The sequence below is a fragment of the Stenotrophomonas sp. 85239_Sma genome (assembly GCF_056481725.1).
The window spans coordinates 563,900-575,969 of record NZ_CM151163.1 but is presented as its reverse complement, the minus strand read 5'-3'; the positions used below and the strand labels follow the sequence as shown (position 1 = coordinate 575,969).

The 12,070-nt window shown below is 62.1% G+C and carries 10 protein-coding genes; 5 read left to right on the top strand and 5 right to left on the bottom strand.

Going from position 1 to position 12,070, the window contains the following annotated elements; all coding sequences use genetic code 11:
• Positions 1-6 precede the first annotated feature (6 nt).
• Positions 7-1,062, bottom strand: a complete 1,056-nt coding sequence (rfbB, locus tag ACYKG1_RS02620; protein ID WP_478471765.1) for a dTDP-glucose 4,6-dehydratase — start codon at positions 1,060-1,062, stop codon at positions 7-9.
• Positions 1,063-1,113: 51 nt separating this feature from the next.
• A complete protein-coding gene (locus tag ACYKG1_RS02615; RefSeq protein WP_262083057.1) occupies positions 1,114-2,421 on the bottom strand; it encodes a hypothetical protein in 1,308 nt (435 codons plus the stop codon).
• A gap of 202 nt (positions 2,422-2,623) precedes the next feature.
• On the opposite strand from ACYKG1_RS02615, the gene ACYKG1_RS02610 reads away from it, so the two are divergent.
• From ACYKG1_RS02610 to wecB, 5 genes are all read left to right on the top strand, one after another.
• Complete coding sequence (locus ACYKG1_RS02610) at positions 2,624-4,024, top strand: UbiA family prenyltransferase (RefSeq protein ID WP_478472688.1); 1,401 nt, start codon at positions 2,624-2,626, stop codon at positions 4,022-4,024.
• Between the two features lie 53 nt (positions 4,025-4,077).
• The gene (locus tag ACYKG1_RS02605; RefSeq protein ID WP_262083055.1) at positions 4,078-4,452 is read left to right on the top strand and encodes an SMR family transporter; all 375 of its coding nucleotides are present in this window, start codon (positions 4,078-4,080) and stop codon (positions 4,450-4,452) included.
• A gap of 248 nt (positions 4,453-4,700) precedes the next feature.
• Entirely contained in the window at positions 4,701-5,447 is a 747-nt protein-coding gene (locus ACYKG1_RS02600; protein ID WP_262083054.1) for an electron transfer flavoprotein subunit beta/FixA family protein, read from the top strand.
• Positions 5,447-6,385, top strand: a complete 939-nt coding sequence (locus ACYKG1_RS02595) for an electron transfer flavoprotein subunit alpha/FixB family protein (RefSeq protein ID WP_262083053.1) — start codon at positions 5,447-5,449, stop codon at positions 6,383-6,385. The genes ACYKG1_RS02600 and ACYKG1_RS02595 overlap by 1 nt, the downstream gene beginning before the upstream one ends.
• A 60-nt stretch (positions 6,386-6,445) precedes the next feature.
• Positions 6,446-7,588, top strand: a complete 1,143-nt coding sequence (gene wecB, locus ACYKG1_RS02590) for a non-hydrolyzing UDP-N-acetylglucosamine 2-epimerase (RefSeq protein ID WP_315973583.1) — start codon at positions 6,446-6,448, stop codon at positions 7,586-7,588.
• A gap of 22 nt (positions 7,589-7,610) precedes the next feature.
• On the opposite strand, the gene ACYKG1_RS02585 is transcribed toward wecB, so the two are convergent.
• Genes ACYKG1_RS02585 through ACYKG1_RS02575 form a run of 3 tightly spaced genes read right to left on the bottom strand, consistent with a single transcriptional unit; the run spans position 7,611 to position 12,040 of the window.
• The gene (locus ACYKG1_RS02585) at positions 7,611-8,966 is read right to left on the bottom strand and encodes a glycosyltransferase (protein ID WP_262083052.1); all 1,356 of its coding nucleotides are present in this window, start codon (positions 8,964-8,966) and stop codon (positions 7,611-7,613) included.
• A gap of 18 nt (positions 8,967-8,984) precedes the next feature.
• Positions 8,985-10,940, bottom strand: coding sequence for a glycosyltransferase family 4 protein (locus tag ACYKG1_RS02580; RefSeq protein WP_262227252.1), 1,956 nt, complete (start codon positions 10,938-10,940; stop codon positions 8,985-8,987).
• Positions 10,937-12,040: a glycosyltransferase family protein gene (locus tag ACYKG1_RS02575; RefSeq protein WP_478471761.1), complete on the bottom strand. Its 1,104-nt coding sequence runs from the start codon at positions 12,038-12,040 to the stop codon at positions 10,937-10,939. The genes ACYKG1_RS02580 and ACYKG1_RS02575 overlap by 4 nt, the downstream gene beginning before the upstream one ends.
• Positions 12,041-12,070: the final 30 nt, after the last annotated feature.

The window sequence follows — 12,070 nt, the reverse complement described above, 5'->3', positions numbered from 1 at the left end:
CTGGGCTCAGGCTGCGGTGCCAATACGCTGTAGGCGATAGCTGCCATCCAGCACGCTGTTGACCCACGCTTGGTTGCCCAGGTACCAGTCCACGGTGCGACTGATGCCCTGCTCGAAGGTATAGGCCGGCTCCCAGCCCAGTTCGTTCTTCAGCTTGGAGGCATCGATCGCATAGCGGCGGTCATGTCCTGGGCGGTCGGCCACATGGGTGATCTGGCTGCTGCGCGGCTGGCCATCCGCGCGCGGACGGCGCTGGTCCAGCAGCGCGCAGATGGCCTGCACCACTTCGATGTTCTGCTTTTCCGAGTTGCCGCCGACGTTGTAGGTCTCGCCCACCTTGCCCTTGGCCAGCACGGTGCGGATCGCTTCGCAGTGGTCGGACACGAACAGCCAGTCGCGCACCTGCCTGCCATCGCCGTAGACCGGCAGCGGTTCGCCTGCCAGCGCCTTGGCGATCACCAGCGGAATGAGCTTCTCCGGGAAGTGGTACGGGCCGTAGTTGTTGGAGCAATGAGTGGTCAGCACCGGCAGCCCGTAGGTGTGGTGGAAGGCGCGGACCAGGTGGTCCGATGCGGCCTTGGACGCCGAGTACGGGGAATTGGGGGCGTACTGGGTCGTTTCGCTGAACTTGCCGGCCTCACCCAAAGTGCCGTACACCTCGTCGGTGGACACGTGCAGGAAGCGGAAGGCCGCGCCCTGTTTGGCCGGCAGCGCCTTCCAGTAGTCGCGCACCGCTTCCAGCAGGCCCAGCGTGCCGACCACGTTGGTCTGGATGAAGGCGCCCGGACCGTCGATGGAACGGTCGACATGGCTCTCCGCAGCGAAGTTTAGCACGGCCTCCGGCTGGTGCTCGGCCAGCAGCCGGGCGACCAGCTCGCGATCACCGATATCCCCCTGCACGAACACATGACCGGGATCACCGTCTAGGCTGGACAGGGTCTTCAGGTTGCCGGCATAGGACAGGATATCGAGGTTGACGATCTTCACGCCTCGGGCAACCGCCTCAAGGACGAAATTGCCACCGATGAAACCGGCACCGCCGGTGACGAGCCAGGTAGGCATCATCCACTCTCCAAGTTCAAGGGACGCGCGCGTCCGGACCCGGCAGCGCTCTCAGGCCGTAGAGGATACCTTCCCGAAGCCGGCACCTGCGTGACCCGCCCCTGCCCGGGCCGAAGTACCGCTGCCACTGGATCGTCCGCCTGCCAGGATCAACATCGCCGGAACAAGCGGAATCAGGTAGCGCCCCTGACCTTCGAACATGGCGATGGACAGCACGCCCAAGGCCACCGTCCCCAGCGCCATCAGTTGGGCCAGCGTAAGCTGCCGCACCTGTGGTAGCAACCGGAACGCCCCAAGCGCTGCGAGAAGCACCAGCATCAGGTTCAGCCCTCCAACACCCCATACCAGCCAGCGAGGCGCGCCCCCAAGATCGACAAAGGGCCAGTACATCAGCGTCGCCGGATCAAGGCTGGTCTCCAGTCGCAAGATGGCCAGGTGCAGCACCTTGCCAGGATTGTGACGCATCCAGTCCAACGCCACGGATCGTGCCACGCCGTCTGCAGCAGGCGTCCACTGCAGGATCTTGGCATCCTCATCGCCCTCGTCGAAGAAGGACATGGGAACTGCGGCTTCGCCCTGGAAGCGCTGAAGTTGATGTTCGGACAGCGGGACCTGGCTTAGCGGCATCCAGTTCCCGGACCGATTCAGTGCATTATTGTTGACCATCAGCACGTACCCGCTGTTGGCGCTTACGGGTACGACACGATCGAACAGCAGCTCGTTGCGCATGATCCAAGGCAAAAGTACGGCAAGAAACGCAACCAGGATCACCAGGCAGCTCCGCACCCGGCCCAAGCCGCCGCGGCCCGCTAGGACACCGATCACCAGCCCCACCGGCAACGGCAGCAGCTGCGGGCGATTCAATGCGATCAGAGCTAGGACAACGCCAAGCAGCGCAGGCATTGCCGCCCGCATCGGCAGTGTCGCTAGCGCAAAGGCAAGGACCGCAAGGAATACAGCAAGCGTTTCGGTCCCCAACAACCCGGTATAGGCCACCAGCGCCGGATGGAACGCCAGCACGGCCAGGCTGGTCAATTGCCATCCCGGCCGCATACCCATCTTCGGACAGGCCCAAGCCCACAGCATCAGCGTTGAAGCCGCGAGAAGCAAATTTAGTGCTTTGGCGGCGGAAACATCCGCGCCAAACAGCCATAGCCATGCACCCAGCAGTCCGGGGTACAGCGGTGGCTGCGAGATAAAGGGAGCGCCAGACACCGACAGTCCATTCCCGTTAGCGAGATTGGTTGCCACCTCCAGATACCGGGCAAAATCCGAAATCGGCATTACCGGGAACGCAATCTGCAACACCCCTCGCAACAGAACACCGGCGATACAGATCAGCAGCAAGCTGGCGGTCAAGGACGGACGCGGGATAGATGGCATGCGTGGCTGGGTCTGATGCCGCATCACGGCGGTGGTAGTTGGGGCTGCCAGTCGCGCAACCCTGCTGGTCGCAAAATCAATGACTATACTTTGGTCTGAAATTCAGGCGCACCCGAAGTCTGAAGCATACAGGGAACCCGGTCGTTTTCGAATGAAGCCCATTGATCGCGCACTTTGCATAGATCTGGATGGCACGCTGCTGCGATCAGATCTATTGTATGAATCCGTACTGGCCCTACTGGCCAGCAGTCCCCTGTGCATTTTCTTGCTGCCGTTCTGGCTGCTGCGGGGCAAGGCCGCACTCAAGCGCGAGATCGCATCCCGAGTGACATTGCCGGTGGAATGGCTTCCGTACGACGCGCGTGTGCTCGGCATGCTGCGGACAACCCGGCAGAGGCCGCGCGTCCTTTGCTCGGCATCGGATCAAGCACTGGTGGAAGCCATCGCCCTACACCTGGGCGTGTTCGAGGAGGTGATGGCCAGCGATGGCCGGTGCAACCTCGCCGGCCCCCACAAGGCTGAAGCGCTGAAGGCCCGCTTTGGTGCCGGCCAGTACGATTACATGGGCAATGCCAACGTGGATCTCCACGTCTGGAAGCATTCCGCAGCTGCCTATGTGGTGAATGCTGGCAACCGCCTGGCAACCGCCGCCGCCAGAGTCACCACGGTCCATGCACATTGGCCCAGCGAGGGCGGCGGCGTGCGCAGCTGGATCAAGGCACTGCGCGTCTATCAGTGGTCGAAGAATCTGCTTGTGCTGGTTCCGTTGCTAACCGCGCATCGCTGGTTCGATCCGGTATCGCTGTTCGGGGCCGCAATGGCATTCATCGCATTCGGGCTGTGCGCTTCCGGGGTCTATCTGCTCAATGACCTGCTCGATCTAACCCCGGATCGACAGCATGCACGCAAGCGCCGACGCCCCTTTGCGGCCGGCGATCTGCCGCTGATGCAGGGGCTGCTGGTAGCCCCCTTGCTCACGCTGGCCGGATTCACCCTCGCCCTTTTGAGTAGCCCGGCATTCACAGGCGTACTGTTTGCCTATTACGCCATGACCCTGATGTATTCGCTTGTACTCAAGCGTATCGTCATGATCGACGTAGTCATGCTTGCGGCGCTGTATACCCTTCGCATCATCGGCGGAGCGATCGCGATCGGCGTGGACCTGTCGTTCTGGCTGCTGGCCTTCTCGTTGTTCATGTTCCTCAGCCTGGCCCTGGTCAAGCGCTATACCGAACTTGCGGCGATGTCCGGCTCGGGAAGACAGAAGATTGCGGGGCGCGGCTACGACGTATCGGATCTGTCCTTGATCCAGTCTCTTGGCGCTGCGGCCGGTTACGTCAGCATTCTGGTGTTCGCCCTCTACATCAACAGCCCGGACAGCCTGGAGCTGTATCGCAATCCACGCCTGCTCTGGCTGTTGTGCCCAGTCCTACTGTTCTGGATAGGCCGTATCTGGATCATCGCGCATCGTGGCGGCATGCATGACGATCCAATCGTGTTCGCCGCACGCGATCAGGTCAGCTGGGGCGTGGCGCTGGTTTCGATCTGCATCATCGGCGGTGCCACCCTCAGCTGGTGATGGAAAGCCGTCCACCGCGCCCTACTCAACCCGACCCTCACCGGAATCGACGCATGTACCTAGCCTACGTCCCGATCATCCTGCTTTCGGTTGCACTCAATGCTGCTGCCCAGCTCCTGCTTCGCCAAGGCATGCCTGGAATGGTGCTGGTGACGGGACAAGGCTTGATGCCGCTGGCAGCAAGCGGCATTAGGATCGCGTTCAATCCCTGGGTGTTTTCAGGACTTTCGTGCTTCGCGGCAAGCCTCCTGCTCTGGATGTACGTCCTGTCCAAGGTGCAGGTCAGCTTCGCCTATCCCTTCAACAGCATTGGCTATGTGATTGTTGTCGCTGCCGCGTACTTCTTCTTTCGCGAGCCGCTCAGCGCAATGAAGCTCGCCGGCGTCGGCCTGATCTGCCTCGGCGTCCTGCTCGTCACCCGGAGCTGATGCCGCGCTTGCACGGATTCAGGCAGCCCGGTGCTCCGCGTGAACGGCTTGTTCGCCGGCGGCGGCCGCGAGGAACCGGGCACCAGGATCGAGCGGCCTGGATTTGACACTACCGCTACTCCGGACCACGCCGACCATACGCATTCGCATGGCCACCCCAAGCCAGCTAGAATCGGGTTCCCACCCCCGAACCGGTTGCTGTTCCAAGACCGGATGTTCTCCCTGTTTAGTGAAGGACCCCGTACCAGATGAAAATCCTCGTCGCGTACAAGCGCGTGGTGGACTACAACGTCCGCATTCAGGTCAAGCCGGACGGTTCCGGCGTGGTCACCGACGGCGTCAAGCTGTCCCCCAACCCCTTCGATGAAATCGCCCTGGAAGAGGCCCTGCGCCTGCGCGACAAGGGCATCGCCAGCGAAGTCGTGGTCGCCACCATTGCTCCGACCGATGCCCAGGCGCACCTGCGCAACGGCCTGGCCATGGGCGCCAACCGCGCCGTCCATGTGGTTACCGACCAGGCCATCCAGCCGCTGACCGCCGCCCGCACCCTGCTCAAGCTGATCGAGAAGGAACAGCCGGACCTGGTGATCCTCGGCAAGCAGGCGATCGACGACGACGCCAACCAGACCGGCCAGATGCTGGCCACGCTGTGGGGCCGGCCGCAGGCGACCTTCGCCAGCAAGCTGGACATTGCCGACGGCAAGGCCACGGTCACCCGCGAAGTCGACGCCGGCCTGGAAACGCTGGAAGTGGACCTGCCGGCCGTGGTCACCACCGACCTGCGCCTGAACGAACCGCGCTTCATCAAGCTGCCGGACATCATGAAGGCCAAGGCCAAGCCGCTGGAGACCCTGCAGCTGGCCGACCTCGGCGTTGAAGCCGCCGACACCTTCAAGACCACCCAGTACGCCGCGCCGTCCAAGCGCAGCAAGGGTGTGATGGTCAAGGACGCGGCCGAACTGGTTGCCGCACTCAAGCAGAAGGGGCTGCTGTAATGAGCAAGATTCTCGTCATCGCCGAGCACCACGACGGCAAGCTCAACGCCGCCACCGCCAAGACCGTCAGCGCCGCCGCTGCCATCAGCGGTGCCAGCATCGACGTGCTGGTGCTGGCCGCCGATCCGGCTGCCGTCGCCGCCGAGGCAGCGAAGATCAGCGGCGTCGCCAAGGTCCTGACCGTGGCCAACGCCGCCAACGCGCAGCCCATCGCCCAGGTGCTGGCGCCGCAGATCGCGCAGCTGGCCAAGGGCTACACCCACGTCTTCGGCCCGTCCACCACCTTCGGCAAGGACCTGATGCCGTGCGTGGCCGCCCTGCTCGGCGTCAACCAGGTCTCCGACCTGATGAGCGTTGAAGGCAGCCACACCTTCAAGCGCCCGATCTACGCCGGCAACGCGATCATCACCGTGGAAGCCCCGGCCGACCAGATCGTGGTCGCCACCGTGCGTGCCGCCTCGTGGCCGGAAGCGGCCCAGGGCGGCAGCGCCGCCATCGAAGCGGCCAGCGTCGACGCCGCCCTGCCCACCCACACCCGCTTCATCGGCCTGGCCGCCGGTGCCAGCGACCGCCCTGATCTGCAGAGCGCCAAGCGCGTGGTCTCCGGTGGCCGTGGTGTCGGTTCGGAAGAGAACTTCAAGGTCATCTTCCAGCTGGCCGACAAGCTCGGTGCCGCCGTCGGCGCCTCGCGTGCCGCAGTCGACGCCGGCTACGTGCCCAGCGACCTGCAGGTCGGCCAGACCGGCAAGATCATCGCGCCGGAACTGTACGTGGCGGTGGGCATCAGCGGCGCGATCCAGCATCTGACCGGCATCAAGGACGCCGGCACGATCGTGGCGATCAACAAGGATGCGGATTCGCCGATCTTCGAGATTGCCGATATCGGTCTGGTGGGGGATCTGTTCGCGATCCTGCCGGAGCTGGAAAAAGTACTTTGACGTGCATCTGCCGCTGGCCTCGGTCAGCGGCATGGTCCCCTTGAACTCAAGCAGGTAATCGTGAGTATTCCCTACAAGAAGGTAATGGTCGTTTTCGGCACCCGTCCGGAAGCGATCAAGATGGCTCCGGTGGTGGAAGCCCTGAAGGCCCAGCCTGAAATCGAGACGATTGTTGCGGTTACCGCGCAACATCGACAGATGCTCGATCAGGTCATGGACCTGTTCGGCATCACGCCGGATGTCGACCTCAACGTGATGGAACCTGGCCAGACGCTGGCAGGCCTGTTCGCCAAGATCCTGACCGGCATGACCGCCGTCATCGCCGAGCACAAGCCGGACCTCGTGCTGGTGCATGGTGATACCAGCACCACGCTGGCCAGTGCGCTGGCTGCGTTCTACAACCGCGTTGCCGTGGGCCATGTGGAAGCTGGGCTGCGTACCGGCGACATCTATGCGCCGTGGCCTGAAGAGGCCAATCGCCGCCTGACCGGGCCACTGACCCGCCTGCACTTCGCGCCGACTACCCGCTCGCGGGACAATCTGCTGGCCGAAGGCACCTCGAGCGACGATGTCCACGTCACCGGCAACACCGTGATCGATGCCCTGCTCAGCGTCGCCGATAAGCTCAAGCACGATGCGACTCTGACTGAATCGATGCGCGAGCGCTTCCCGTTCCTTGATGCTTCCAAGCGGCTGGTGCTTGTGACCGGCCATCGCCGCGAGAACTTCGGGAGCGGCTTCGAGAGCATCTGCGAAGCACTGAAGGCCCTCGCTGCGCGCGGCGATACCCAGATCGTCTATCCGGTCCATCTCAATCCCAACGTGCAAGGGCCGGTCAATCGCATCCTCGCCGACGCACCAGGCGTCGTGCTGATCGAGCCGCAGGACTACCTGCCATTCGTGTACCTGATGACCCAGGCGACGCTCATCATCACCGACTCCGGCGGCGTTCAGGAAGAAGCACCGTCGCTGGGTAAGCCGGTGCTGGTGATGCGCGATACCACCGAGCGCCCGGAAGCAGTGGACGCAGGTACCGTACTACTGGTTGGCACCGATGCTGGCAGGATCGTGGCGGAGGCTTCCCGCCTGCTGGATGATGAGGTTTCCTACCAGTCAATGGCGCGCGCCCACAATCCTTACGGCGATGGCCTGGCTGCGACCCGGATTGCTGCGCTGATCCGGGGCCAGGCAATGCCTGCCTGATACCGTCGCGGACAACGGCGGACTAGGCCTGCCGTTGTCCTGATCCGATCGCTCTGCGGCAAACCGCTTCCAGTCGCACTGCCAACCGGTCCCAGCGATACTCGAAAAAGGCCTCCGGACCCAGGCGCAGCCCGGCGTCGAGCTGCCCCTGCTGCTTCCGCTCTCCCAGCTCACGCAGAAGCGCCGCGATCGCCGCCTCATCAAGCGGGGCGACAAAACCACAGTTTTCCTTTCGAATAATCGCCGCCGCGGGATCCGTAGCGTCGGGCTGCAGGTGAAGTACCGGCCGCCCAGACCCCAAGTATTCCAGCAGCTTTCCCGGTATCTGGGTCATACCGGCATTACCGATGTTGATCAGTACATCCGCGCCACGTTGCAGTTCCAGGGACTGGGCATGACTGAGACTTCCGACGAACCGCAGAACGTCCGGATGCATCTCGCGTGCTGCTGCGAGCTCGGGTGGCAGGCCCGGACCGGCGATGGTCAGCGTGCAACCGGGCGTCGCCAGCACAGCGCGGACCAATGGCATCGGGTCCCGGAAGGGATAGAAGCGCCCGGTGTATACCATCGCCATGCCGCCGGAGGCGCGAACGACATCCGGCATCCCACTCACCGCCGCTGGAAATCCCTGTGGTATCACGCTACATGGGGCAATCAAAGGCCCGTGCCGTGCATGCAGCAACGATGCAGTCGCCTCTGAAGTGACGACGATCTCGGCCGCACCTCGACATACCTGTCGTTCAAGCTCCAGTGAAGCATTTTTCCAGCGCTGCGGCGTATAGGACGTCAGCACCGGATCGCCAAGCTCGGCGATGAATGGAATTCCCGATATCCGCGACAGGCTAGATGCAACCATCAGGCCAGCGGCGGGCTCATGGGAGCCTATGATCACGTGGGGCGACCAACTACGCAGCAGAGCGCGACCACGGCGGATGGCACCACGGACCCAACGCGAGCGGCCATCAGGGAACACACCAGCGTCCAGCATTGATCGCAGCCACGCGACCGTACGCCCTTTCCAGTTCAGCCCCTCGCTTGTCGTCGTGGGCATGGAAGGAGCGAAGTGCCCGGTACTGGCCTTGGTGGGGCGTAGTCGGCGCTTCACGCGAGAGGCAGCATCGATGATCGACTCCATTCCCCCCGGAGATGTGCGATGAACCTGGATCCCCAACGGATTATCGGTCCATGCCGCGCCCGCCCCCCTCGTCCGGGTCATGACTTGGACGTCGTGCCCCCGGTTGGCCAGTTCGCTGACCAACTGGGTGACCCGGATGGACTGCGGTGACTGAATCGGATGGAAGTCGTGGGCACAGACAAGGATGCGCAGCGCCTCCTTGCCATTGCCATAGATCCCCGCCGCTTCATCCACCTTGGTCATGTGATCGCAGTCCCTACCTCAGGCCGGGCGCGCAACAACGTCCAGCATGGCTTCGCCGGCCTGCTGGAGCGTACTGAAGGGCGGCTCTCCCACCATCGTCAGGCCGGCTTCCATCAGCTCTTGATAGTTCTGCATCACATAGGACAGCTCGGCATGGAGAGCCGCCACGTCCTGCTCCGCAGGCGTGTGGCTGCGACCCGAAACCTCCTTGTGGCTGAGCCTGTCGTGCGCGATGGCGATCGGTACGACGCGACATGCCCGAGTACGTGCAGACAATTCCGCCGCACAACCGGTATTGGAAAGCACCAACGGCAGACCGAAGTGCGCTGCTTCCAGGTTCACAAGGCCATATCCTTCGAACAGCGATGGCAGCACGAACACATGCGCGTGGGCATATTCACGGCTCAGATCACGACGCTTGAGCGAGCCAAGCAGCTCCACCGAACCGGACAGGCCCAGCCGACGGATTGTCTCTTCCACGCGCGACGCGTTTCCGGATTCAGCAAGCGCCCCGGCGATGCGCAGTTGCACATTCGGAGCATCCTTCCGCAGCCGCGCAAATGCTTCTAGCAGGCAGATGATGTTCTTCTGGGGGTAGAGATTACCGACGAACAGTATCCTGAACACGTCGCGCTGCTGACGTACAGCACGCATGTAGTCGGCCGGCGGCCGGTACAGGTCAACGACATTCAACCCATGCGGCACGGTCACTACTTTGGAACGTTCGAGATTCTGGTAGAGGCAAGCGTACTCCGCCACCTCGCTGGAAACTGCAATGTATTCGTCAACCCGGGCCCGCTCCCTTGCCAGCGAACTATCTTCCAGTTGCCAGAAATAGATGTTGTGCAGGACTTCGACCACCCGGCAGCCCTGCCCGATCGTGTGCAGTCCGTCATAGGCGTGGCTAACCACCAGCGACTCAAAGCGTCCCCGCGCTACCACTTCGCCCAGCTGAGCCGACTGTCCATCCAAGTAGACGACTTCGCCGGGGAACTGCTGGGCGATACGACTGTCGAGCGAAGGCGAGCCGAGAACAATCAGGTAAGGCACGAAGTTCTTGATGCGCAGGTGACGTGCGAAATCGCAAACCCACTGTTCAAGACCACCAAAAGTATGGTCTTCGGCAATCAGCAGTGCACATCGGGTGCGCACCGCGCTCACCGCCAGCGACTGCAGCACACTGATGTCGCCATGGGTACTGGCCTGCATCATGCCGGCAGTCTTGAGCAGACGGCCCGCCGTGCTACGGAAGTAGCCTTCGCGAGGCGTAATTACAGCCCGCGCGGCCTTGCGAATGCGATGCTCCAAGATTTCCTGGCGCAGGTTGTGGGCGATCCGCCACAACGAGTGCCGATCGCGGGTACGTTCGGCCGTCAACATCGAGATCTCGTTGACCATCTCGTCGGCCAACACCGCGGCATGCCTCAGACCTGCCGATGCGGAATGCAGCTTGCGTGACATGTCTGAAAGCTTGTAGGACCCAAATGCGTTGAGCGCATCGGCAAAACCCCACCACGCCTCCGCTGACGGCGCCACGCGCGACGACGTGATCACGGCCAGCACCACCGCTGCGCCCTCCGGCGCCTGCAGGCAGGTCGCCGCCACCATCTCGCTCTTGAACATATGTGAGTAACCAGCGAGCAACTCGTCGGATTGGCTATCGAGCAAGCCGGAAAACGCGAAGAACAGATGCAGTCGGCTTGCAGCAGGCTGCGCCGCGACCTCCGACGAAGCACCCGACTCGGCACCGTCAATAAGTGCGATGTCCAGCCTCTCTGGCCCGGAGGAAGGCAGCCAGCCGATGCGGCGGGCCGACTGCGAGACTAGGCGGGTCAGATCGTTGCCCATGAGGTCGGTGCTGTAGCCCAGAACCGAACCATCCAGCTGCCCTGATGCCCAATCAAATACTGCGTCGAGCATGGCGGAAAGGTCCACCAGATGCGCTGCCTGATTGTTGCCGATGATTGGATTCATACCGTTTCCACCAGATCCCTGACTGCTGTAATCCCCTTCTTGAAGTCCGAATACATCGTTTCCAAGCATCCAAGATTCCTGTCGACCATCCAGTCCTGCGTCTGGAGATCGGGAATGTAACCACTTCGGAAGTCAGCATGGTCGACATAGGCATAGCCATAAGCGTCGAAATCACCGATGAGGTGGAAGTCAACGATCGGGAGTACGCCGTATGCAAAGTAGTCGCACAGCTTCGTAGGAGAAGCCACACGATTGACCGTGCATGCCTCACGAAGAGCAAAACCGAAGTTCGAGTAACTGTAAACCTGTTCCAGCTTTTCTTTGCTGGCATACCCCTTGAAAACTTCCACAGGGATTCCGCGACTGGAGAGCTTCGGTGCGAATGCCTCCACGTCATGGGAATAGATCTCGTAGTTGCAGAACTTCGCAGCCGCCATGATATCAGCCATTTCGTCCACCCTTTGCCAGATCTGAGCACCGCCGGCGTAGACCGCGGTGGGCCTGGACGCCTGTCGACGAACGATGCGCGAAGCCGCAACGCGTTCTGCGGACTGGCCGAGCGAGCCAAAGTCGAACACCGGCACGTGGATGAAATCGATGCCTGCGGCCTCGGGGTACTTGGCCAAATAGTGCTCTTTCATCGCCAGCGTGACCACCGACGCATGCTTGAGTTTTCCAATTACCTGCTGCTCGATCTCGGAGAACATCCGGGAGCGCTCCGGTGAGCCGAGCATGAGCTCCTCTTCGGGAACCACGCCGTGAATGTCCACGTACATCTTGGACGCATCAAAATGCGGCAGCATGTACTCGCATTGATGCATGGTGTGGATGTATACGAAGTCTGCCGCGTCGAAGATGCGGGCTACGAAATCGGAATGTGCCTTGCAGTGCGGGTTGACCCGATAAGCGGTGACCCGCTCGTCCGCGTGCACCAGTTCTGGCTCCTGCGCGGCCGGGTACCACTCCTGGAAATCGATGTATGTTCTGGGATACTCCTCAAACACGCCGTCGATGGTCTTGATCCGACTCATCCAGCCGTCCATGTATCGATCATTCGCCGGATAAGGCGAAACGATGGTTAATTGGCGCTTCTTGGCCATCTATTGAGGTTCCTTTGAATTTTCTTGATG

Excerpts from the sequence above, each read along its gene's own strand:
- rfbB (WP_478471765.1), bottom strand. The coding sequence starts at position 1,062 with ATGCCTACCTGGCTCGTCACCGGCGGTGCCGGTTTCATCGGTGGCAAT.
- ACYKG1_RS02605 (WP_262083055.1), top strand. The coding sequence starts at position 4,078 with ATGTACCTAGCCTACGTCCCGATCATCCTGCTTTCGGTTGCACTCAAT.
- ACYKG1_RS02600 (WP_262083054.1), top strand. The coding sequence starts at position 4,701 with ATGAAAATCCTCGTCGCGTACAAGCGCGTGGTGGACTACAACGTCCGC.
- ACYKG1_RS02595 (WP_262083053.1), top strand. The coding sequence starts at position 5,447 with ATGAGCAAGATTCTCGTCATCGCCGAGCACCACGACGGCAAGCTCAAC.
- ACYKG1_RS02585 (WP_262083052.1), bottom strand. The coding sequence starts at position 8,966 with ATGACCAAGGTGGATGAAGCGGCGGGGATCTATGGCAATGGCAAGGAG.
- ACYKG1_RS02580 (WP_262227252.1), bottom strand. The coding sequence starts at position 10,940 with ATGAATCCAATCATCGGCAACAATCAGGCAGCGCATCTGGTGGACCTT.
- ACYKG1_RS02575 (WP_478471761.1), bottom strand. The coding sequence starts at position 12,040 with ATGGCCAAGAAGCGCCAATTAACCATCGTTTCGCCTTATCCGGCGAAT.